Origin of the sequence: Ralstonia sp. R-29 (assembly GCF_049913345.1) — a bacterium.
In the GTDB taxonomy this organism is placed as follows: Bacteria; Pseudomonadota; Gammaproteobacteria; order Burkholderiales; family Burkholderiaceae; genus Ralstonia.
Map to the genome: position 1 here is coordinate 901,413 of NZ_CP184378.1, position 21,383 is coordinate 922,795.

The 21,383-nt window shown below is 62.6% G+C and carries 17 protein-coding genes; 3 read left to right on the plus strand and 14 right to left on the minus strand.

The genetic code is table 11. From position 1 onward, the window contains the following. Positions 1 to 32: 32 nt before the first annotated feature. The 3 genes from ACN9M1_RS21235 to ACN9M1_RS21245 all read right to left on the minus strand — a co-directional run bounded on the left by ACN9M1_RS21235 (position 33) and on the right by ACN9M1_RS21245 (position 3,197). Complete coding sequence (locus ACN9M1_RS21235) at positions 33 to 1,037, minus strand: GlxA family transcriptional regulator (protein WP_426400568.1); 1,005 nt, start codon at positions 1,035 to 1,037, stop codon at positions 33 to 35. Positions 1,038 to 1,150: 113 nt separating this feature from the next. Further along, entirely contained in the window at positions 1,151 to 2,047 is an 897-nt protein-coding gene (gene choW, locus ACN9M1_RS21240; protein ID WP_426400569.1) for a choline ABC transporter permease subunit, read from the minus strand. Then, on the minus strand, positions 2,040 to 3,197 hold the full coding sequence (locus ACN9M1_RS21245; protein ID WP_426400570.1) for a quaternary amine ABC transporter ATP-binding protein: 1,158 nt from the start codon (positions 3,195 to 3,197) through the stop codon (positions 2,040 to 2,042). Before ACN9M1_RS21245 ends, choW begins: the two co-directional genes overlap by 8 nt. Positions 3,198 to 3,573: 376 nt before the next feature. Between ACN9M1_RS21245 and purU the strand changes: the two genes are divergently transcribed. Continuing rightward, on the plus strand, positions 3,574 to 4,446 hold the full coding sequence (gene purU, locus ACN9M1_RS21250; protein WP_426400571.1) for a formyltetrahydrofolate deformylase: 873 nt from the start codon (positions 3,574 to 3,576) through the stop codon (positions 4,444 to 4,446). Between the two features lie 71 nt (positions 4,447 to 4,517). On the opposite strand, the gene ACN9M1_RS21255 is transcribed toward purU, so the two are convergent. From ACN9M1_RS21255 to ACN9M1_RS21300, 10 genes are all read right to left on the minus strand, one after another. Further along, positions 4,518 to 5,387: a glycine betaine ABC transporter substrate-binding protein gene (locus tag ACN9M1_RS21255; RefSeq protein ID WP_426400572.1), complete on the minus strand. Its 870-nt coding sequence runs from the start codon at positions 5,385 to 5,387 to the stop codon at positions 4,518 to 4,520. A gap of 108 nt (positions 5,388 to 5,495) precedes the next feature. Next, positions 5,496 to 6,644: an FAD-binding oxidoreductase gene (locus ACN9M1_RS21260; protein ID WP_426400573.1), complete on the minus strand. Its 1,149-nt coding sequence runs from the start codon at positions 6,642 to 6,644 to the stop codon at positions 5,496 to 5,498. A gap of 15 nt (positions 6,645 to 6,659) precedes the next feature. Then, positions 6,660 to 7,910 (minus strand): aromatic ring-hydroxylating oxygenase subunit alpha, encoded by a 1,251-nt coding sequence (locus ACN9M1_RS21265; RefSeq protein ID WP_426400574.1) that lies wholly within the window; start codon positions 7,908 to 7,910, stop codon positions 6,660 to 6,662. Positions 7,911 to 7,958: 48 nt separating this feature from the next. Further along, a complete protein-coding gene (locus ACN9M1_RS21270; RefSeq protein WP_426400575.1) occupies positions 7,959 to 8,744 on the minus strand; it encodes an electron transfer flavoprotein subunit beta/FixA family protein in 786 nt (261 codons plus the stop codon). Continuing rightward, positions 8,741 to 9,907 carry an electron transfer flavoprotein subunit alpha/FixB family protein gene (locus tag ACN9M1_RS21275; protein ID WP_426400576.1) on the minus strand — a complete coding sequence of 389 codons (1,167 nt, stop codon included), beginning with the start codon at positions 9,905 to 9,907 and terminating at the stop codon, positions 8,741 to 8,743. The genes ACN9M1_RS21270 and ACN9M1_RS21275 overlap by 4 nt, the downstream gene beginning before the upstream one ends. A 4-nt stretch (positions 9,908 to 9,911) precedes the next feature. After that, the gene (locus ACN9M1_RS21280; RefSeq protein ID WP_426400577.1) at positions 9,912 to 11,837 is read right to left on the minus strand and encodes a (Fe-S)-binding protein; all 1,926 of its coding nucleotides are present in this window, start codon (positions 11,835 to 11,837) and stop codon (positions 9,912 to 9,914) included. A 4-nt stretch (positions 11,838 to 11,841) separates the two neighbouring features. Continuing rightward, a complete protein-coding gene (locus ACN9M1_RS21285; protein WP_426400578.1) occupies positions 11,842 to 13,905 on the minus strand; it encodes an FAD-dependent oxidoreductase in 2,064 nt (687 codons plus the stop codon). 59 nt (positions 13,906 to 13,964) lie between these two features. Next, positions 13,965 to 14,498 carry a DUF5943 domain-containing protein gene (locus ACN9M1_RS21290; protein WP_426400580.1) on the minus strand — a complete coding sequence of 178 codons (534 nt, stop codon included), beginning with the start codon at positions 14,496 to 14,498 and terminating at the stop codon, positions 13,965 to 13,967. A 127-nt stretch (positions 14,499 to 14,625) separates the two neighbouring features. Next, the gene (locus tag ACN9M1_RS21295) at positions 14,626 to 15,597 is read right to left on the minus strand and encodes a dipeptidase (protein WP_426400582.1); all 972 of its coding nucleotides are present in this window, start codon (positions 15,595 to 15,597) and stop codon (positions 14,626 to 14,628) included. Between the two features lie 28 nt (positions 15,598 to 15,625). Further along, entirely contained in the window at positions 15,626 to 16,900 is a 1,275-nt protein-coding gene (locus ACN9M1_RS21300; RefSeq protein ID WP_426400583.1) for a serine hydroxymethyltransferase, read from the minus strand. Positions 16,901 to 17,371: 471 nt separating this feature from the next. Between ACN9M1_RS21300 and ACN9M1_RS21305 the strand changes: the two genes are divergently transcribed. Then, complete coding sequence (locus ACN9M1_RS21305; protein ID WP_426400584.1) at positions 17,372 to 18,403, plus strand: GlxA family transcriptional regulator; 1,032 nt, start codon at positions 17,372 to 17,374, stop codon at positions 18,401 to 18,403. Positions 18,404 to 18,475: 72 nt separating this feature from the next. On the opposite strand, the gene fdhA is transcribed toward ACN9M1_RS21305, so the two are convergent. Beyond that, positions 18,476 to 19,669, minus strand: coding sequence for a formaldehyde dehydrogenase, glutathione-independent (fdhA, locus tag ACN9M1_RS21310; protein ID WP_426400585.1), 1,194 nt, complete (start codon positions 19,667 to 19,669; stop codon positions 18,476 to 18,478). A gap of 276 nt (positions 19,670 to 19,945) precedes the next feature. Here fdhA and ACN9M1_RS21315 point away from each other — a divergent pair, with 276 nt between their 5' ends. Further along, the gene (locus tag ACN9M1_RS21315) at positions 19,946 to 21,376 is read left to right on the plus strand and encodes an MFS transporter (RefSeq protein ID WP_426400587.1); all 1,431 of its coding nucleotides are present in this window, start codon (positions 19,946 to 19,948) and stop codon (positions 21,374 to 21,376) included. Positions 21,377 to 21,383: the final 7 nt, after the last annotated feature.

Genomic DNA, 21,383 nt, shown 5'->3' on the forward strand with positions numbered 1-21,383 from the left:
CGAAAGCACCGTCAAGATCACGTGCAGAACGGCTAATCCTGTAGCCTGCGCTCATGGCTGGGCGCGTAACCAAACTGCGCCCGATACGCCTTGCTGAAATGGCATTGCGAATGAAAGCCGCAGACCGCCGTCACACGGGCAATGGACGCGTTCGTGGTCCGCAACAGATCGCGTGCGCGCTTGAGCCGCAGCGTCAGGTAGTAATGCGTGGGCGACACGTTCAGATAGCACTTGAACATCCGCTGCAGGTGCCGCTGCGATAGATTCACGAGCCGCGTCAGCTCTTCGAGCGAGAGCGGTTCTTCAATGTTCGCCTCCATCAACCGCAGCACTTCGATCAGCTCGGTCCGCAGGGCACCCACGCGCATGTCCACCGGAATCGGCTGCACGTCGGTGGTACCACGGATGCGCTCCAGCACGAACTGCTCCGCCACCTGCGCGGCCATCCGCTGGCCAAAGCGCATGCCGACGAGATTCAGCATCATGTCGATCGGCGCTGTGCCGCCCGTGCACGTCAGTCGATCGCGGTCCACCACAAACAGCTCATCGGCAAACTGCACGTGCGGAAACGCCTCTTGCAGCGCCGTGCGGTTCTCCCAATGGACGGAGCAGCGATATCCGTCCAGCAGTTGCGCCTGCATCAACGCATAGGCACCCGTGCAGATACCGCCCAGCGGTATGCCGCGCTGCGCGGTCGCGGCCAACGTGTCGCACAACTCGGCATCCACCACGTCGCGGATGCGAGTACCACCGCAAACGATCATCACGTCGGGCAGCTGTGTCGCATCTACAGGGCGCGTCGGGTGGACTTCAATGCCGTTGCTCGCCTGCACCGTCGTACCGGTGGGCGAATAGATCGACCACGTGTAATGCTCTGCACGGCCCACGTAGTTGGCCATGCGCAGCACTTCCACCGCGCTGGAGAACGCGATCATCGAGAAATGCGGCAGGGTCAAAAAGCCGAAATGCGCGAGGGTCGGCATCGACCGTGAAGCGCTGGCGCGCGGGGCCTCCAACGCAGCAACAGCAGACGACATATCGGTCTCCTGACAAGCGAAAGCGATGCGCGCGGCATCACCACAGCCGCTGCGGGCAACAGCAAGACGTTGGGGAAGGCCGCCGCCGCAACTTGGGGCGGCGGCGCAACGGATCAGGTCTGCACAGGCTGGGCCTTGGCGCTGAACAGTTGCTTCAGCCCAGAGAACATCGCCGCTTTCGCCGCACCGGGCGCACGACCGAAGCTCTCGGTGATGCGGTCCAGCATGATCGCCAGCAGCACCACGGAAAGACCGCTTTCAAATCCGAGGCCGATATCCAGCCGCTGGATACTCGCGAGCACCTCGTTGCCCAGGCCGCCGGCACCCACCATCGACGCGATGATCACCATCGACAGCGCCATCATGATGGTCTGGTTGACCCCCTGCATGATCGACGGCAGCGCATTGGGAATCTGCACCTTGTACAGCAGCTGTCGCGGCGTGCAGCCAAAGGCCAATCCAGCTTCAACCAACTCCATGTTGACCTGACGGATGCCGAGGCTCGTCAACCGCACGGCCGGCGGCATGGCAAAGATCACGGTCGACAGAATGCCGGGCACGCGCCCAAGGCCAAACAGCATCGCAGCGGGAATCAGATAGACGAAGGCGGGCATCGTCTGCATGAGGTCCAGGATGGGGCGAACAATGGCCGCGACCGCACGGTTGCGTGCCGCCCAGATCCCCAGCGGCACACCGAGCGCCAGGCTGATGATGGTGGACGACAGCGTCAGGCCCAGCGTGATGACGGTCTGCCCCCAAAAACCTGTCGCCGAGATGAGGAATAGCGACGCCGCGGTAAACAGTGCAAACCGCCAGCCGACACGCCAAAGCCCGATGCCGATGAAGAACGCCATCATGGCCCACATCGGTACGGCCTGAAGACCGTGTTCGATCCATTCGGCAAGACCCTCAATGGCGCGGCCGACCGCGTCGAACGCTGCCGCGTCGTGGTCCAACAGGTAGTGAACGGCCCGGTCAACCCAATGACCGATGGGGAGCATGTCAGACATGATGGCCTCGCGAGCGCGTAATGGCTTTCAGGATGAGGGCACGGCTGACCGAGCCACGGTAGCAGCCGTCGTGATCGACCACCGGCAATGCGTTGGGATTCTCGACCACCCGTTCGACCACGTGCTCGAGCGACGCATCGTGGCGGATGCTCTCCACCGGCTGCAGGTTCGGTGCGGCGGCACGCGTGACGCAACCACGAACGCGGCGTTGCGTATCGAGCACGAAGGCATAGTCGGCGCCGCCATCCAGCGTGGCGCCAATACTGGCCGCATCGAGCCCGGACACGACCGGCACGGCGTCCGTCTGCATCAGGTCACCCGCGGTGAGGTATCGGCTGGTGTCGATGCCGTCGAAGAACGTGCGAACGTAGTCGTTGGCAGGGTTGCAGATGATCTCTTGCGGGGTGCCCACCTGCACAAGACGCCCGCCCTCCATGATGGCGATCCGGCTGCCGATACGCAGCGCTTCTTCCAGATCGTGGGACACGAACATGATCGTGCGCTGGTGATCCTTCTGCAGTTGCAGCAGCACATTCTGCATTTCCTTGCGCTTGAGCGGGTCCAGCGCGGAAAACGCCTCGTCCATGATCATCAGCGACGGGTTGACGGTGAGCGCACGCGCCAGGCCTACACGCTGCTGCATGCCGCCTGACAGTTCGCGCGGCAGCTTCTGCGCGAAGGCGGCCAGACCCACCTGCTCCAGCACAACCATGGCGCGGCGCTCGCGCTCAGCCCGACCCACGCCGGCCACTTCCAGCCCGAACGCCGCATTCGACAGTACGGTGCGCTGGGGCATCAGCGCAAACGACTGGAACACCATGCTCATATCCGTGCGGCGCAGCGCGATCAGCTCAGAACGGCTCATGACGGCCACGTCTTGACCACCAATCAGGATCTTGCCGGCCGTCGGCTCAACCAGACGGTTGACCAGCCGGATCAGTGTGGACTTGCCGGAGCCAGACAAGCCCATCAGCACGAAAATCTCGCCTTCCTGCACGTCAAACGACACGTCATGCACGCCGACGACCTGACCAGTCCGGCGGAACACTTCGTCTTTCGTTGACCCGGCAGCGAGCATGTCAAACGCCTGACGCGGGTTGCTGCCAAATACCTTGCTCAGACCTTCGACTACCACCTTGGGACTATTCATCGAAACCCTCTCTTGGTACTGCTGGAGCCACACGTCACATGGCGTGCCGCCGGAATCAAACCAACTCGTCCGATTCCCCTACATGGTTGCCAAAAGCCGCCATCGCCTGCCGACGATTTCCGACAACTGCTTGTTCAAATGCGACAGCCGAAACGCCCTTTAACAATAGCGGACATCCGCTTGGTCGCGAGCGACACAGGCCCTACAAAAACGGCAGGCAAGTCCCGCCGATTGCCCTGCGCTGAGGTTGGCGGCTCAATACCAGCCCAGTGGCGATTCGGTTCTATCGTTGCCGCCGCCCACCCTGCTTTACTGCGCGCATGGCCGGCGCTTGTCAACCGTGCAGCGCCGGCGTTCAAACCGAAAAAGGAACCGCATGGACGCGCCATCCCGATCGCCCGCCTTCATCCTGACGCTGACCTGCCAGAGCGGCCCCGGTCAGGTGGCTGCCGTTGTCGGCCTGCTCGAACGCCACCGCTGTTACATCGACGAGCTGACCGTCTTTGACGACGACCTCAGCCAGCGCTTCTTCGTCCGCTGCGTGTTCCACCCGACCGGCGCCGAAAGCCTCCACATCGACATGCTGCGCCGCGAGTTCACGCCCATTGCAGCATCCTTCGGTATGCAATGGTCCATCCACGATGCCCAGGCCCGACCGAAGGTGCTGATCATGGTGTCGAAGCTGGAACATTGCCTGGCCAATCTGCTGTTCCGTTGGCGGATGGGTGAGCTGAAAATGGACATTGTCGGTATTGCATCCAACCACGCCGACCTTGAGCCGCTCGCTCGCCAGCATGGTTTGCCGTTCCGCCATTTCCCCATCACCCCGGAGACCAAAGCGCAGCAGGAAGCGCAGTGGCTCGACCTGTTCGAGTCCAGTGGTGCAGAACTGGTGATCCTCGCGCGGTACATGCAAGTGCTCTCGCCGGAAACCAGTGCCAAGCTGGTCAACCGCGCCATCAACATCCACCACTCGTTCCTACCGGGGTTCAAAGGTGCCAAGCCCTATCACCAGGCCCATGCGCGCGGCGTCAAGCTGATCGGCGCCACGGCGCATTTCGTCACGGATGACCTTGATGAGGGTCCGATCATCGAGCAGGTCGTGGAGCGCGTCGACCACTCCTATCGGCCGGAACAACTGCTGGCGGTCGGCCGTGATGTGGAATGCCTGACGCTGTCGCGCGCAGTGAAGGCATTCATCGAGCGCAAGGTGTTCCTCAACGGCGACCGGACTGTCGTGTTCCAGTAAGCATCACGCCAAACGCAAACCGGCCACGATCGCGGTGCGAACGTGGCCGGTTTCTTCTTTGGCGCGTGGGGTTATTGCGATTGCGCACCCTCAAGCCAGCCGTTCACACGGTCGGCATGCGCGGCAATCCACGCATCAGCTGCTGCGTCGGGCTTCGTACCGTTTTGGATGGCCAACATCACGCTGTCGATCTCGCCCGGCTTCCACTGGAATTTCTTGAGGAACGCCACCACGGGTTTCGCCTTGGTTTCCAAGCCCGGATTCACCACGTTGTCGACGTGTTCGGCATCGCCAAACACCTTCTTCGGATCGTCCAGGAAACGCAGCTTCCACTTGGCGAACATCCAGTGCGGTGCCCAGCCCGTGACGATCACCGGCTTTTTCGCGTTCATTGAGCGCGCCAACTCCGCCGTCATTGCGCTACCAGAACTCGGCATCAGCGAATAGGTCAGCCCATAGGCTTTGATCGCGTCGTCCGTCTTGCGCATCACACCCGCCCCGGCATCGATGCCGACGATCCGTCCCTCGAACGCAGCCTTGTTTGCATTCAGGTCGTCAATACTCTTCGCGCTGACAGCATCCGGAACGATCAAGCCAATACGCGCATCGGTAAAGTTGGGGCCGAGGTCGACCACTTTGGTCTTGAACTGATCCCAATAGGCACCTTGCGTAACCGGTAGCCACGCCGACAGCGTCGCATCCAGATCACCCCGCGCAACGCCCTGCCACATCACCCCAGCCGCCACCGGCACGAGCTGCACCGGATACCCCAGCTTCTTTTCAATGATGCGGGCCGCCACGTTGGTGGTGGCAACACTGTCGTCCCATCCTTCGACATAACCGATCTTCAAGGCAGGTTTTGTTGCTCCGATGGCCAATGCGCTCCACGTCAACATCACCGAAGCGGCACTGGCAAAAACCAGCTTTTCGAGAAACTTCATGGTGCTTCCTCCTATATTCCGCATTTGAGCGCGGTTGTTTACTGACGACCCACAGTCGCAATCCGTGGCCGGCGTTCGGCACCCACGCGGGGATACCGATGCCGGCTTCTATTTGTCAATCACCAGATCCGACAACGGTTTGCTGCAACACAGCAACACCATCCCCTGGTCGATTTCACGCTGGCGGATGCCGCCGTTGTGCTTCATATCGACCTGGCCAGACACGAGCTTGACCTTGCAGGTACCGCACATCCCCTGCGTGCAAGACGCCGGCAGCCGCACGCCAGCCTGGCGCGCCGCCTCCAACACATGCTGGCTGGAACCGCAGGCGATCTCGCGGCCGCTCTTTGCAAAGCTGATGCTGAACTGCGGCGCGGTGGCGTCCGCGTCCATCGCTGCTGCGACGTCCGGAGCCGGCACATCGGCGGCAGCCTCGGCCATCAGGGATTCAAACGAGAAGCTTTCTTCGTGATAGTGCGCGCGGTCGAACCCAGCTTCATCCAACAAGCCGCGCACGGCTTTCATATAGGGAGCGGGGCCGCAGGTAAAGATCTCGCGCTCCATGAAATCCGGCGCGATCAGCTTCAACAGCGGCAACGACAAGAAACCGGTGATGCCCGGCCAATTGGTGCGTGTGCCGACGCGCTCCACAACGAACGATGCACGGAAGTTCGTGTGGTTTGCCGCGATGAGATCCAGCTCGCGCGCGAAGATGATGTCATCCGGCGTGCGGGCGCTGTGCACGAACACGATGTCGCGATCCTCAGCAAGATCGTGGTGGGCGCGGCTCATTGACATGAGCGGCGTGACACCCGATCCCGCCGAGAGAAACAGGTACTTGCGTGCCGGATGCCGGGCACACGTGAATTCGCCCGCCGGGCCCAGCACGCGAATCGCCATGCCGGGCTGGAGGTTGTCATGCAGCCAGTTCGACACCTTGCCGCCCAGCACACGCTTGACGGTGATGGACAGCGTGTGCGGCCGCGCCGGCGACGACGAGATCGTGTAGCACCGGTTGATCGTCTCGCCGTCGATCTCCAGCTCGAGCGTGATGAACTGGCCCGGCTCGAACGAGAATGCGTGGCCACGCGGTGAACGGAAGAAGAAGCTCTTCACATCGTGCGTTTCCTGCCGGACGTGGCAGCACACCAGGGTTTCTTCAACATCGCTCGTCCAGCGTTCCGGCAGCGCTGCCCAGAACGCCGGCCGTGTCACGCGGCTGTCCATGAGCTCGAGTTGGGCCGCATCTCGCATCATGTCGTGCTCCTGTTGTCAGGCTGGTTGCGAGGCTTCGATCTGCTCGGCCAGCCGGGCGATATACCAAGCGGAGAACTTTTCGACGAGACCTTCGGTGTACGGCGAATACGGGCCCGGCTCGTACGCGCTGCTTTCCGAGCCGCGCTGCGAATACTCCACCAACGCGCGGTCCTGGTCATTCGTCGCGTTCCATACGGCGGTGAGGTTCTTCACGTCATAGTCGACACCTTCCACCGCATCCTTGTGCACCAGCCACTTCGTGCGCACCAACGTCTCGCCCGCCGAGAGTGGAATCACCGAAAACGCCACGATGTGGTCGCTCATGAAGTGGTTCCAAGAATTCGGCTGCGTCCAGAACGACAGGCCGCCGAGGTCAGCCTGCTTGAAGCCGCCGAGCAATTTCTTTGACGCGACCCTGGCGTCCAGCGTCTGCGATTCGCCGCTGCGGTCCAGCGGCAGGCGTTGCGTGCGGAAGCCAGTGACCTCGAGCAGCCGCTCGATCTCTTCCGACGGCAGGCCCATCTCGGCCCACTGCTTGCCACGGGTGATGCACGTCTGCACAAAGGCGTCCATGCCTTCGGCGTTGGCGTCGGAGCGTTGATAGCCGAAACCGTACTCGTACAGCGACACCGTCAACTCTGGATGGTTGGCCACGCAGTGATAGCACTCGCGGTTGTTCTCCAGCGTCAGCTTCCAGTTGCCCTTTTCGATGATGTCGACCTGCGCGGCAATCTTCGTGTTCGGCAAGTCGTGCGGCAGCAGATAGGGCTCCATCGCCTCGCGCATCGCCGAAAAATCAGGCGGGTTGTCCGCCAGGCAAATGAAGATCAGACCCGCCAGGTTCTGCACGTGTACCGGCTTGAGGCTGTGCTTGCACCGGTCGAACTTCTCGCCCATGTGCTCGGCAAACATCAGTTGGCCGGTCAGGTTGTACGTCCAGCTGTGATATGGGCAGACGATGTTGCCCACCGTGCCCTTGTCGGCATTGCACAGGCGTGCGCCCCGATGCCGGCAGACGTTGTGGAAGGCGCGGATGGCCATATCGTCGTCGCGCACGATGAGGATGGAGTCACTGCCTAGCTCCACCGTCACATAGTCGCCCGGCTCGGGCACATCGGGTTCCACCGCAACCTGGATCCAGTGCTGGCGGAAAATCGCCTCCATATCGAGCGCGAAGATCGCTTCGCTATGGTAGAAGGGCGCCTCAAGGCTGTAACCGGCTTTGCGCCGTTCAATCAACGCACGAATGTCTGCCGATACTTTCATTGTCTGCTCCGGATTCCTTGCATCCTTGGTTCTTGCGACAGGCGCTTATCAGTAATCGATGAGTTGATGCTCGCGCAAATAGGCGAGGATCACTTGTGCTTTTTCGACGGAAGTTCCTTCAATTACGACGTTGCCTCCGCGGCTTTCGGTGGTGGTGGCCGACAGCATCCGGGCATGCCCTGAACGCTTCTCTGCGGCGGCAAGCTTGACGGGTTTGCGTTCGACGGGGCCGATCTTCCATGCGGCCGCCTGTGAATCTGCGCCAGGGGCGACCCGCGTTGGACGGACCACACCCGCTCGCAGCCGAGCGTAGGCGTAACGCGGCTGCGCGTTCGCCAGTGGGTGCACGGCCACCACGGCTGGCAACGTCGTCTCCACACGCCGGCGTACCCCCTTGGGCAGAAACTGGCGAACCGCTACCCGGCCGTCGTCAATCGAGACGTCCACAGCGGCCCCGACCAGCGGATACCCAAGTGCCTCGGCCACGCGATAAGGGAGCATCCCCGTGTCGAACGCGCCTTCCGCACGTGTGCCGGTCAGCACGAGGTCGTAGCCCTGCAGGTGCCCGGCGAGTGCTGCGACAGCATCGTCGCCCTCGTCGCAAGCCAGGAGAACGATCTCCTTTGCACCAAGTGCCAAGTATTCGGCCAGCGCCGGATTGCCCGGTTCGCCCGCGTGGATGACATCCAATTGCGCCAGATGCCGTTCGGCCAGTCGACGCCCAATTTCCAGCGCGACTGCGTCATTGCGGCTATAGCGCGCCGTGCCGCTGACTGGATGCCGCCCCACCGACACCAGCACGGCAAAGCGTTTGAGTTTTCGGGGCGCGTTCATGCTGCCATCTCCTCTGCTTCACGGCGCTCCGACGCCGCCGAGGGCTGTCCGCGCTTGGCACGTGCGGCCTGCACCTGTTCGATGAGTGCGGCGATGGTCGCCTGCGCATCTGCCACCACGGTCAGGTCTGCACGCTTGGCAATCGGCGCGCTGCCATCGAGGTTCACCGCGATCACATGCCGGCAGTCTTTGATGCCCTGCAAATGCTGTACGGCGCCGGAGATGCCGAACGCAATGTAGACGCTCGCCTCCACCGTCTTGCCCGTCGCTCCGACCTGCTTGTCTCGCGTAAAGTGGCCGTTATCGACTGCCACGCGGCTTGCGGCAATTGCCGCGCCGAACGCACTTGCGAGCCGCTCAAACGCACCGATATCCGACACGCCGTTGCCCGCCGACACGATGAAGTCCGCTTCTTCAAGGGCGACCTGTGCGGCATCGACTTCCTCTAGATCGAGGTCTCGCATGCGTTGCGCGGCGCCGGCGGCCGGGGCGACAAAGTCGGCTGCAACCCGCTCCCCCGCTCCCACGAAGGGCAGCTTCGCCTCGACCGTATTCGGCGCCAGCAGGATGACTTCAGGAAGCGTTCGGGTAGCAAAAGCACGTTTCGCCTGGGCATATGCGCCAACGTGCTGCGCGTCAATCTCGACCACGTGCGTGGCCACACTTGCGCCGGAAGATGCCGCATAGCGACGGCCGAGGTCTCCGTCGCCGGTTGCGTTGTCGGGTAGAAAAACGTGCTTGGGTGCAAAGGCCGCCACGCACGCCTGCACAACGTGGAGTTCCTGCTCCGGTGCGAACACGCGGCGGTCGAACTCCGGCAGCACAACAACTTTGTCGGCGCCCAGCGCAGCCGCATCATCCTTCAATTCGCCAAACACGAGCAGTACCACTTCGGTCTGCGCGTCTGCCAACAACGCTGCGGCTGCCACGGCTTGGCGGGCGTGGTCATCCAGCGCGCCGCGATCGGTATGTGCGACCACGAGCAGCGCGTTTGCTGGCGCATTCAATGCGCGGCGCGGCTTGGCAGTTGTGCCATGTGCACGGGCTGGCCAATGATCGGCACCGGCGCCCGCACTGCCCACCTCACCCAGGGTGATGCGCTTGAGGCCGGCGGCCGTGATGATGAACGGCCGGCGCGGATCGATTCGTTTGATCGTATGCATCGATTCACTCCAGCGAAGCAGCAACGAGTTCAGCCACATCCAGCACATCGGGCCGCGGACCGACGACGCCCTCCAGCATGGCCGTGCAGTTCGGGCATGCCACGGCAACCACCTCGGCATTGATCGCCCGTGCATCGGCGATACGGATGTCGGGAATGCGCTGCTTGCCGGGAATGTCCGTCAACGGCGCCCCGCCACCGCCGCCGCAGCAGCGGCCGCGCAGCCCGCTGCGCTCCATTTCCATGACTTGAATGCCGATCGACTTCAACAGCTTGCGGGGTGCCTCTGTCTCGCCGTTATAGCGGCCGAGGTAGCAGGGGTCGTGATACGTGGTGCGTTTTTCGCGCAAGGCATCGACAGCCTTAGGCGCAATCTTTCCGCTTGCGGCGAGTTCCGCCAGATACGTAGTGTGATGCTTGACCGTGACACGCAACCCAAGCGCGCGGTACTCGTTGCGCAGGCTGTGCATGACGTGCGGGTCAGCCGTCACGATCTGCTGATACGAGAGCGTATTCAGCGCGCCGATAAGCCGCTTCGCCATCTGCTGAAACGTCGCCTCATCGCCCAGCCGACGGGCTACGTCACCGGTATCGGTTTCGGCGCCACCCATCACGGCGTAGTTGACGCCGGCCTTGTTCAACACTTTCACAAAAGCGCGCAACGTCCGCTGATAGCGCATATCGAAGGCACCCTCGCCCGCCACAAACAGCACGTCGACTGGCTTGCCAGCCTGCGCGATCGGGGCATTCAGGTCAACCGCCCAGTCGTAGCGCGCAGCGGTGTCATAGCCGCCCATCGTGCCGGTTTCGCGCAGATTGGCCAGCACTTCTGGGCCCTTGCCCGGCACCGTGCCGTGTACCAGCGTCTGGTTGCGGCGCATGTCGACAATTGCGTCGACGTGCTCGATCAGCATCGGGCATTCCTGCACGCAGGCGCGGCACGTCGTGCATGACCACAGCGTTTGCGCCTCGATCAGGCCGGAGACGATTGCGCCGTTCGGCTCGCCGCGATGCTGGCCGACCGCGATGCCCGGCGTTGGGCTCCCGGTATAGGCCGCATCTGTCCCCCCCGCCATGCCAACGACCAGATCCTGGATCAGTTTCTTGGGGTTCAACGGCTGGCCCGAGGCAAACGCCGGACACGCGGCCTCGCACTTACCGCACTGCACGCATGCGTCGAAGCTCAGCAGCTGGTTCCAACGGAATTCGACGGGCTTGGCCACGCCATACTCTTGCCGCTCAATCTCGGGCAGCTTCAGTGCCGTCGGCGGCGTGGCCGTACCGCTGCCGGTGTACGACGCCGGCGAACCCGCAAAGCGCTCCTGACGCGGGTGGAACGCCAAATGCATCAGCCCCGCAATCGCGTGCTTCATCGGCCCGCCACTGGCGGCACCGAACGTCATCGCAAACGCACCCACGCCAATCAGCGCGGCGCAGAGCACGGCAAACGCGCCCGACATTGCGCTGGTCGGCACCACCATGTACAGGGCCAGCCCCAGCGCAAACGCGCCGAGCAGCCACGGCAACGTATTCCAGGGCCCGCGAGACAACCGTGCCGGCACATCTTTCGCCGCGCGGCGGCGCCACACAAACACCACGCCGATCAACATGGCCAGCGCCGCCAGCAAGATCAGCCGATCCAACCATGGCGAATAGATCGCAAACCCATAGTTGACGAACACGAGTGCCAGTGCAGCAATCGCCCCGCCAGCCGTTGCAACGTGGGTCTTGGCGATGTACGGGTCGCGTGCAACAACGTGATGCAGGTCCACGAAATAGCGCTTGGGAATGGCGAAAAGGTTCGCCACGCTGAACGCGCCGGGGACCGTGGACCGCCCGAGCCGCCAGTAGGACGCCCGCTTGGCCGCCGCAAACGCGAGCCCCGCCACCGACAGCCACAGCAATACGGTAATCAGGAAGGACGGATTCATGGCGTCAGAAATCCTTCGTCAAGCGCAGCGCGTCGTAAATCGCGCCGTGGATGTTGTGCATGGAGATGCAGTCGCCAACGCGGAACAGCAGGAAGCGCCCGTTACCGAGTTCTTCCGACAGCCAGGGTTGCGGCTCGGCGGCAAACAGCTTGTGCACGTCGACCTGGCCGAGGTTCAGCGACTCGGGCTTGAGCTTCCAGTACAAGTCATCGTTGGGCGTGATGCCGTTCTCGATGACGACCTGGTCGACGGCGCGCTCCTCCTGCTCTTCCGTGTACTCATTGCGCAGTACGGCGATGGTCTTGCCATCTTCCTGGTACACGCGGTCGAGCCAGTAGTTCGGCGTCTGGATCACGCCCTGCGCATACAGGCGGCGGTAGAAGATGGGGAACGTCGTGCCGCCGCAGTCGTCGGCCACCTTCACGTCGGGCGTGACGATTTCGACTTTCGAGCCGCGGCTGGCAATGAAATCCGCCACGCCAGATCCGGCATGCGTGCTGACGCCGTCGTACACGAGTACGTTCTGTTTCGGCTCCACCTTGCCGGATAGGATGTCCCACGAGCTGACGGCCAGCCCCTCTGCAACACCCCACGCCGGCACCTGGCCGGTAAAGCTCGATCCGCCCGTCGCCAGCACGATGATGTCCGGCTTTTCCGCCATGATCATCTTCGTATCGGCCGCGACGCCCAGCCGACGGTCCACACCAAGCCGTTTCGTTTCCATGTCGAACCAGCGCACGATGCCGGCCATCTGCTCACGCTGCGGCGCCTTGGCCGCAAGCAGGATCTGGCCGCCTACCTCATGCTGTTTCTCAAACAGCACCACATCGTGCCCGCGCGACCGCGCCACGCGCGCGGCTTCCAACCCGGCCGGGCCCGCGCCGACCACCACCACCTTGCGCTTTGGCCCGCGCGATTTCTCGATGACGTGCGGCATCGTTTCTTCACGCGAAGTGGCCGCGTTCTGGATGCACAGCACGTCTAGCCCGTTGTACTGGCGATCGATGCAGTAATTGGCGCCCACGCATTGCTTGATCTCGTCTTCACGGCCATCGCGAATCTTGATCACCATGTGCGGATCGGCCATCTGCGCGCGCGTCATGCCAACAAGGTCGATCATGCCGGTGGCCAGCAGCCGCTCGGCCTGACCCGCATCGCGAATGCTCTGTGCGTGCATGATGGGCAGCTTGACCACCGACTTGATACCAGCCGCAAGATGCACGAACGGCTCGGGCGGCAGCGCCATCGGCGGCATGCAGTTCGCCAGGGTGTTGTGGGTGTCCGCGCCGGAGCCGATCACGCCGAGATAGTCGATCAAGCCCGTCTCGGCCATCGCCTGGGCAATCTCCTTCAACTGCGTGTGGTCCAGGCCGTCTTCGTGGAACTCGTCGCCGCACATCCGCAGGCCAACGCAGAAATCCTTGCCGACCGCTTCGCGCACGGCTTTCAGCACTTCAACGCCGAAGCGCAGGCGGTTCTCAAGGGTGCCGCCCCATTCGTCCGTGCGATGGTTGGTGCGCGGGCTCCAGAACTGGTCAATCAGGTGCTGGTGCGCGGCCGAAATTTCGATACCGTCCATGCCCGCCGCTTTCACGCGCTTGGCCGCCGCTGCAAAGTCATTGATGATCCGGCGGATTTCTTCCACCTCGATGATCTTGGCGTTGCCACGGTGTACCGGCTCACGCACGCCTGAGGGTGACATCAGATGCGGCCAGTGCTCGCCGTGGAATGCCGAACGCCGACCCATATGTGTGGCTTGGATCATGATCTTCGCGCCATGGCGATGCATGGCTTCGGCAAGCCGCGCCAGCGGGTCGATCACTTTGTCGGTCGCCAGGTTCACGGATTTCCACCAGCCTTGCGGGCTGTCGATCGATACCGGGCTCGAACCGCCACAGACGGCCAGGCCAACACCGCCCTTCGCCTTTTCCTCGTAGTAGCGGATATAGCGCTCGCCCGGCAGGCCGCCTGGTTCTGCATACACCTCCGCATGCGCGGTACTGACGATCCGGTTGCGCAGCGTCAGCTGGTTGAGCTGCATGGGCTTGAACAAGTGGGGATAGCGCATCGCTGGCGACCTCTGGTATGCGTGAATCTGGTAGTGCGGATGGGGACGGAGCCGCTGCGTCAGTGCGCGATTGGTGAGACCTCGAAGATGCAGTGGTCATGCCCCTCGGCAGCGCACTGCACCTCCTTCGACTGCGCACGGGGCGCGCCCTGACCTTGCGGGGTGTTGTCGTTCACCCAGTCCATGGCTCCAGCAAACCAGCCGGCAAACATGTAGCAAAGCTTGCCTTCCTTGCCGGGTTGCGCGAGCACGAACGACGAGTGACATAGCTCGATCCGGGCATGCGCACGGGCGGGGTCGGCTTCCAAAATCGAGAACAGCCCCCAACCGCGTTGCGACAGCCGCTTCAGGTAGTGCTCGAACACCGCCATCCCCTGCATGCCGTGCAGCTTGGCTTCCTTGTCGCACCAGTGGTAGGCGGATTTGTAGCCGGCCTTGTAGAGGATCTCGGCATAGGTGTCGCGGCCCAGCGCGTCTTCCACAGCCGTGTGGTTGTTCGTGAAGAAATGGCGCGGCACGTACAGCATCGGCAACGCATCGGTGGTCCAAACGCCGGTGTTCGGGTCAACGTTGATGGGCAGTTGAGGTTGCATGTGTGGCTCCGTGAGGAAGAATGTCGGCACACCGCCTGATCGCAGGCGCGGCCTCGCCCGCGCACCCACGCAGCTTGCGCGGGTACGTCCGGTTTCTTGTTAGTGAAATCGCTTGTTCTGGCCGGGCTTATGCGCCCCACACGTCCTTGAACACGCGCACCCAGTTCTCGCCCATGATCTTGCGGATGCGCGTTTCCTTCCAACCGTGTCGCTCCATCGCGGCGGTCAGGTTCGGAAATTCACCGATCGTGCGGATGCCTTCCGGGTTGATGATCTTGCCGAAGTTCGTGAGCTGGCGATAACGCCCCTTGTCATGCGTCAGCATGTCAAAGAATTCCTTCGCGAAATCCTGCGTGAAATCCGTGCCGATGCCGACCGCGTCTTCGCCGATCAGGTTCACGACATAGCCGATGGCCTCGATGTAGTCGTCGATGTTCGCTTCGATGCCGCGCTTAAGGAACGGCGCGAACATCGTCACACCGACAAAGCCACCCGCATCGGCAATTTCCTTGAGCTGGGCGTCGCTCTTGTTGCGCGGATGCTCCTTCAGGCCCGACGGCAAGCAGTGCGAGTAGCACACCGGCTTTTTCGAAAACGCGATCGCTTCCGACGACGTGTTGCCGCCCACATGCGACAGGTCAACCATGATGCCGACGCGGTTCATCTCGGTGATCACTTCGCGGCCGAAATCCGACAGCCCGCCATCGCGCTCATAGCAGCCGGTGCCGACCAGGTTCTGCGTGTTGTAGCAAAGCTGGACGACACGCACGCCCATGTCGGCAAACGCTTCGATGTAGCCGAGGTTGTCCTCAAACGCATGCGCGTTCTGGAAGCCCAGAATGATCCCGGTTTTGCCGTCCTTCTTCGCGTGGAAGATGTCGTCCGTCGTACGCACGAGCGTCAGCAGTTCGCTGTTCTCGCGGATCTTCTGCTTCATCACGCCGATGTTGTCGACGGTCTTGGTGAAGTTCTCCCACACCGACACGGTGCAGTTGGCGGCGGTAATGCCGCCCTTTCGCATGTCTTCAAAGACTGGCCGCTCGAATTTCGAGATGTTCAGACCGTCGATGATGATGCTGTCTTGGTGCAGCGTTTCCATGGTGGCTCCAGCGCGTTCGGTCATCAGGTCAGTAGATCGGGAAGCGGTCGCACAGCGCGAAGATCTCGCGGCGCACACGCTGCTCGGTGGCTTGGTCGCCCTCCGGGTTAGCGCGCAACGCTTCGAACACTTGCAGGATCAGCCGGCCGACCAGCTCGAATTCCGGAACACCAAAGCCGCGCGTGGTGGCCGCGGGTGCGCCAAGGCGAATCCCCGACGTAATGGTGGGCTTCTCGGTATCGAACGGAATGCCGTTCTTGTTGCAGGTGATGCCCGCGCGCTCCAGCGCCTGTTCCACCTGCGTGCCCTTGAGCCCCTTGGGCCGCAGATCAACCAGCAGCAGATGGTTGTCGGTGCCGCCCGTCACCAAGTCCACACCGCCGGCCTTCAGCACCTCACCGAGCGCCTTGGCGTTGGCCAGCACGTTGTCGATGTAGGTTTTGAACTCGGGCCGAAGTGCCTCGCCAAACGCAACCGCCTTACCTGCAATCACGTGCATCAGCGGGCCGCCCTGCAAGCCTGGGAACACGGCCGAGTTGATCTTCTTGGCGATGTCTTCATCGTTCGTCAGCACAAAGCCGCCACGCGGGCCCCGCAGCGTCTTGTGCGTAGTGGAGGTAACGACGTGAGCGTGATCAACCGGGTTCTCATGACGCCCTGCGGCAATCACGCCGGCAATGTGCGCCATATCGACCATCAGCTTGGCGCCCACGCTATCGGCAATCGCGCGGAAGCGTGCAAAGTCGAGCCTGCGCGGGTAGGCCGAGAAGCCGGCGATGATGAGGGTGGGCTTATGCTCGCGCGCCAACGTTTCGACCTGGTCGTAGTCGATCAGCATCGTGTCGCGGCTCACACCGTACTGCACCGCGTTGAACCACTTTCCGGAGAGCGCAGGCTTTGCACCATGTGTGAGGTGGCCACCGGCGTCGAGCGACATGCCGAGCACCGTATCACCCGGCTTGGTCAGCGCCAGCATCACCGCGCCATTTGCCTGCGCTCCGGAGTGTGGTTGCACGTTGGCGAAACCGGCATTGAACAGCTGCTTCACACGGTCAATGGCCAGCGTCTCAACCTCGTCGGCATATTCGCACCCGCCGTAGTAACGCTTGCCCGGATAGCCCTCTGCATACTTGTTGGTAAAGACGGAGCCCTGCGCCTCCAACACCGCACGCGAGACGATGTTTTCCGAGGCAATCAATTCCACCTGCGACTGCTGTCGTTCGAGTTCCTTCAGGAGGGTGCTGCGCACCGGCGCGTCGCGCTCGGCAAGGGGCTGCGAGAAGAAAGACGGCGTGTTCGACATGGGGCGTCCGTGAGGGGTTGGGGGCTGCCTGAAGGCTTGCAGAACCGGCTTGCAAAAACCGACGGTGCCGAGCGTTCCTGTCTGGTCGGCGCTGCGTGGTTGACGGCTCTATTCTTGACGCCCGGATTCATCGTCGATTGATGAATTCAGACGTGTTCTTTCCCTTTTCCGCCATTCGCGTCCGATTTGTACAAATTCGGAATCTGCTGACATAGCAGGCCCGAACTGTTCCACACGCATGTCGCATCGCAGCAAGCGCGCACCACGAACGTGCCGATCGCGCGCGTCACAGGTGCGGCTCCTCACACATCGGGTGCAACGTGTTGTCGCTACAGCGCGTTGCACCCCGTTGAGTAGGGTTTCGCCGTATGGCCCGATAGTTGCAATCCCACTATCAATAAGCGACAGAGCCTAAGCTGGTACCAGGGATTACCTGGACCCAACGGCCAATCGAAATCAAGGAACGCCCCCATGTCCTCCGACCGAACTGCGTCGTTGCAGCACTTCGCGTTCATGCCGCTGCCCAACTTCACAATGATCGCGTTCACCAATGCGATCGAAGTCCTGCGCATGGCGAATTATCTGAGCGGTCAGGAGCTTTACCGCTGGTCCATCGTCAGCCCCGAGGGCGGGCCGGTCGCAGCCAGCAACGGGCTAGCGATCGATACCAAGCCGGCGGACAGCGTCGGCCGGCCCGATATCGTTTTTGTCTGCGGCGGCATCGACGTGCAACGCGCGACCACTGCCGCGCATCTCTCGACACTGCGGCGTGCGGCGCGTGAGGGCATCCTCCTGGGCAGCCTGTGCACCGGCACGTATGCGCTGGCCAAGTCAGGCCTGTTGGCCGGCTATGCCTGCGCCATCCATTGGGAAAACATGTCGGCGCTGAAAGAGGAATTTCCCGACACGCGTTTCCTGAAGGAACTGTTCGTCGTCGACCGCGACCGCGTCACGTGCACCGGCGGTGTGGCACCGCTCGACATGATGCTGAACCTGATTGCCAAGCGGATCGGCACAGCACGTGTCACGCAGATCGCCGAGCAGTTCATCGTCGAGCACGTCCGAGACACGGGCGCACAGCAGAAGATGCCGCTGGTGGCGCGCTTGGGTTCAGCCAACAAGTCGCTGTTCGAGGTGATCTCGCTGATGGAGAACAACATTGAAGAGCCGCTGTCGCGCGAGGAGCTTGCGCGCCTGGCCAGCATGTCACAGCGCCAGTTGCAGCGCCTGTTTCGCGACCACCTTGGGATGACGCCGACGCATTACTACCTGACACTGCGCCTGCGCCGCGCACGGGAGCTTCTGCTGCAGACAGACATGTCGATCATGCACATCACGATGGCGTGCGGCTTTCAGTCGGCCTGCCATTTCAGCAAGAGCTACCGGGATGCGTTTGGCGTGGCGCCCACGCGCGAACGCCGGGCGCAAGCCGCCCCGTTGGCACGCGCCTCTGTGCCCACCGTGTCGCCGTCGTATTCCGCACAGGTGATGTACGCCGGCTGACCCGAGGCACCTGGGCACCGATGAAAAAAGGGCAGCCGATACGGGCTGCCCTTTTTCGCTTCCGGTGACCAATCAGGCTGCCAGCAACCCATGCGGGTCGATGACGAATTTGCGCGGCGCGCCGCCATCAAACTGGCGGTAGCCTTCTGGCGCATTGTCGAGCGAGATCACCGTCACGTTGACGATCTCCGCAATTGGCAGGCGGTTGTGCAAGATCGCCTGCATCAGGTTGCGGTTGTATTTCAGCACCGGTGTCTGCCCAGTATGGAACGAATGCGACTTCGCCCAGCCAAGGCCGAAGCGGATGCTCAGTCCGCCATGCTTTGCGGCGACATCCTTCGCGCCGGGGTCATCCGTTACGTACAACCCAGGGATGCCGATGGCGCCGGCCGGACGCGTGATCTCCATCAGCGAATTCAGCACCGTGGCGGGCGCTTCTTCCGCGTGATCGGAACCGTGGCCGTGCGCCTCGAAGCCGACGCAATCGACTGCGCAATCCACCTCGGGCGTGCCGAGAATGGCGGCAATCTGCTCGCCAAGCGTCGCGTCCTTCGATAGATCGACCACTTCAAAGCCCATCGCCTTGGCGTGCGCCAGACGCGCCGGATTCATGTCGCCGACAATCGTGCAGGCCGCGCCCAGCAAGCGCGCCGACGCGGCCGCTGCCATGCCGACCGGACCGGCCCCGGCAATGTAGACCGTAGAGCCGGGCTTGACGCCAGCAGTCACGGCGCCGTGATAACCCGTCGGCAGGATGTCCGACAGGCAGGTCAGATCGCGGATCTTGGCCATCGCCTGATCGCGGTCGGGGAACTTCAGCAGGTTGAAGTCGGCATACGGCACCAGTACGTATTCCGCCTGTCCGCCAATCCAGCCGCCCATGTCGACGTAACCGTACGCACCGCCCGCGCGTGCCGGGTTGACGCTCAGGCACACACCGGTGTGTTGCTCCTTGCACATCGCGCAGCGCCCGCAGGCAACGTTGAATGGCACCGACACCAGATCGCCAATCTTCAGCGTCTCGACATCGCGGCCGACCTCGACCACTTCACCGGTGATCTCGTGACCGAGCACCAGCCCCACCGGCGCAGTCGTGCGCCCACGCACCATGTGCTGATCCGACCCGCAGATGTTCGTGCTCACCACCTTGAGGATCACCCCATGGCCGATCGAGCGGCCACTGGGGTCGACCATTTTCGGATAGTCGATGTTCTGCACCTCGACCTTGCCTGGGCCAAGATAGACGACGCCTCGGTTGTTGCTCATAGCCTTGTCTCCATGTCTTGTAGATTCGCGCGGCTGCCACATAGGCCAAGTAGACCAGCACGGCAGCGTCTTTGAGCGTAGCCGTGAGCCCCAGGGTGCCGATGTGCAAAACACGACGCGCGCTTGGCCGGCACCGACATCGCAACGAGATGCCACAAGCGGCATAGCGGACGCCATGTCGTAATTACGCAGACCCGCGACGGTTTTGCTCCAGAGCGGCAGTGTCCAACCGCGTCTACTGGTGATCCAACCCCTTCACTCAAGGATGAGGACGCCATGCCTACCACGTTTCCAGATGCTGCCCACGCGAGCGCCGGCGCGCGGCTCGAACGCCTGCCGTTTTCCGGTTATCACAAGCTGATCTTCGTCATCATCGCCATCGCCTTCTTCTTTGATTCGGTCGACCTGGCGACGATGACGTTCGTGCTCGGCTCGATCAAGAAGGAGTTCGGGCTATCCACCGCCACGGCCGGCCTGGTCGCTAGTTCCAGCTTCTTCGGCATGGTGATCGGCGCGGCGGTTGCCGGTCTGCTGGCAGACCGCTTTGGGCGCCGGCCGGTGTTCCAGTGGAGCATGGTGTTGTGGGGCGTGGCGTCGTACCTGTGTTCAACCGCCCAAAACGTGGAGGCGCTGATCGTGTGGCGCGTGCTGCTGGGTATTGGGATGGGGATGGAGTTTCCGGTGGCGCAAACGCTGCTGTCGGAATTCGTGCCCGCCGCAAACCGGGGCCGTCTGATTGCATTGATGGATGGCTTCTGGCCGCTAGGCTTCATCACGGCCGGCATCGTTTCGTACTTCGTGCTGCCTCAGTTTGGCTGGCGCGCGGTGTTTGCGTTGCTGGCGGTGCCTGCGTTCTTTGTGCTGATCGTGCGTCGCGCAGTACCGGAATCGCCGCGCTGGCTGGAACACGCCGGCCGGCATGCCGAAGCGGATACCGTCATGCGCAATATCGAAGCCAAGGTGATGCGATCGACCGGCCTATCTGCGCTGCCCACCCCAGCACCGCACCGGGCCGCCACGCCGGCACAGGGGCATAGCGCCTTGCGCGAAATCTGGAGCGAGCCCTATCGCCGCCGCACAACAATGGTCTGGCTGTTGTGGTTCTTCGCATTGCTCGGCTTCTATGGACTGACGTCGTGGCTGGGTGCGCTACTGCAGCAGGCGGGTTTCGCGGTCACGCAGTCGGTGTACTACACGGTATTGATCTCATTGGGCGGTGTGCCGGGTTTTCTGTGCGCAGCGTGGTTGGTAGAACGCTGGGGGCGTAAGCCGACCTGTATTGCGTCCTTGCTGGGTGGTGGCGCCATGGCGTATCTGTACGGCCAGAGTGCGCTGCACGGTGGCAGCGTCACGCTGCTCATCTGCACCGGTTTAGCCATGCAGTTCTTCCTGTTCGGCATGTGGGCGGTGCTGTACACGTACACGCCTGAGCAATATGGCACCGGCGCGCGCGCGACCGGGTCGGGCTTCGCATCGGCCATCGGCCGCGTCGGCTCGCTGATTGGCCCTTACGTAGTGGGGGTGGTGTTGCCGGTCTTCGGCCAAGGCGGTGTGTTCACCCTGGGCGCGCTGTCATTTACGGTGGCGGCAGCAGCGGTATGGGCGCTCGGCATCGAAACCCGTGGCGTTGCCTTGGAGGCATTGGCATCGGACGAAACGGCTGGTCAAACTGCGCCCTACTCAGCCGCGGCGGACAATCTCTCGTAGAAAAAAA

Bases quoted from the DNA above. Each gene is read 5' to 3' on its own strand.
- ACN9M1_RS21235 (WP_426400568.1), bottom strand. From the start codon at position 1,037: ATGTCGTCTGCTGTTGCTGCGTTGGAGGCCCCGCGCGCCAGCGCTTCA.
- choW (WP_426400569.1), bottom strand. From the start codon at position 2,047: ATGTCTGACATGCTCCCCATCGGTCATTGGGTTGACCGGGCCGTTCAC.
- ACN9M1_RS21245 (WP_426400570.1), bottom strand. From the start codon at position 3,197: ATGAATAGTCCCAAGGTGGTAGTCGAAGGTCTGAGCAAGGTATTTGGC.
- purU (WP_426400571.1), top strand. From the start codon at position 3,574: ATGGACGCGCCATCCCGATCGCCCGCCTTCATCCTGACGCTGACCTGC.
- ACN9M1_RS21255 (WP_426400572.1), bottom strand. From the start codon at position 5,387: ATGAAGTTTCTCGAAAAGCTGGTTTTTGCCAGTGCCGCTTCGGTGATG.
- ACN9M1_RS21260 (WP_426400573.1), bottom strand. From the start codon at position 6,644: ATGATGCGAGATGCGGCCCAACTCGAGCTCATGGACAGCCGCGTGACA.
- ACN9M1_RS21265 (WP_426400574.1), bottom strand. From the start codon at position 7,910: ATGAAAGTATCGGCAGACATTCGTGCGTTGATTGAACGGCGCAAAGCC.
- ACN9M1_RS21270 (WP_426400575.1), bottom strand. From the start codon at position 8,744: ATGAACGCGCCCCGAAAACTCAAACGCTTTGCCGTGCTGGTGTCGGTG.
- ACN9M1_RS21275 (WP_426400576.1), bottom strand. From the start codon at position 9,907: ATGCATACGATCAAACGAATCGATCCGCGCCGGCCGTTCATCATCACG.
- ACN9M1_RS21280 (WP_426400577.1), bottom strand. From the start codon at position 11,837: ATGAATCCGTCCTTCCTGATTACCGTATTGCTGTGGCTGTCGGTGGCG.
- ACN9M1_RS21285 (WP_426400578.1), bottom strand. From the start codon at position 13,905: ATGCGCTATCCCCACTTGTTCAAGCCCATGCAGCTCAACCAGCTGACG.
- ACN9M1_RS21290 (WP_426400580.1), bottom strand. From the start codon at position 14,498: ATGCAACCTCAACTGCCCATCAACGTTGACCCGAACACCGGCGTTTGG.
- ACN9M1_RS21295 (WP_426400582.1), bottom strand. From the start codon at position 15,597: ATGGAAACGCTGCACCAAGACAGCATCATCATCGACGGTCTGAACATC.
- ACN9M1_RS21300 (WP_426400583.1), bottom strand. From the start codon at position 16,900: ATGTCGAACACGCCGTCTTTCTTCTCGCAGCCCCTTGCCGAGCGCGAC.
- ACN9M1_RS21305 (WP_426400584.1), top strand. From the start codon at position 17,372: ATGTCCTCCGACCGAACTGCGTCGTTGCAGCACTTCGCGTTCATGCCG.
- fdhA (WP_426400585.1), bottom strand. From the start codon at position 19,669: ATGAGCAACAACCGAGGCGTCGTCTATCTTGGCCCAGGCAAGGTCGAG.
- ACN9M1_RS21315 (WP_426400587.1), top strand. From the start codon at position 19,946: ATGCCTACCACGTTTCCAGATGCTGCCCACGCGAGCGCCGGCGCGCGG.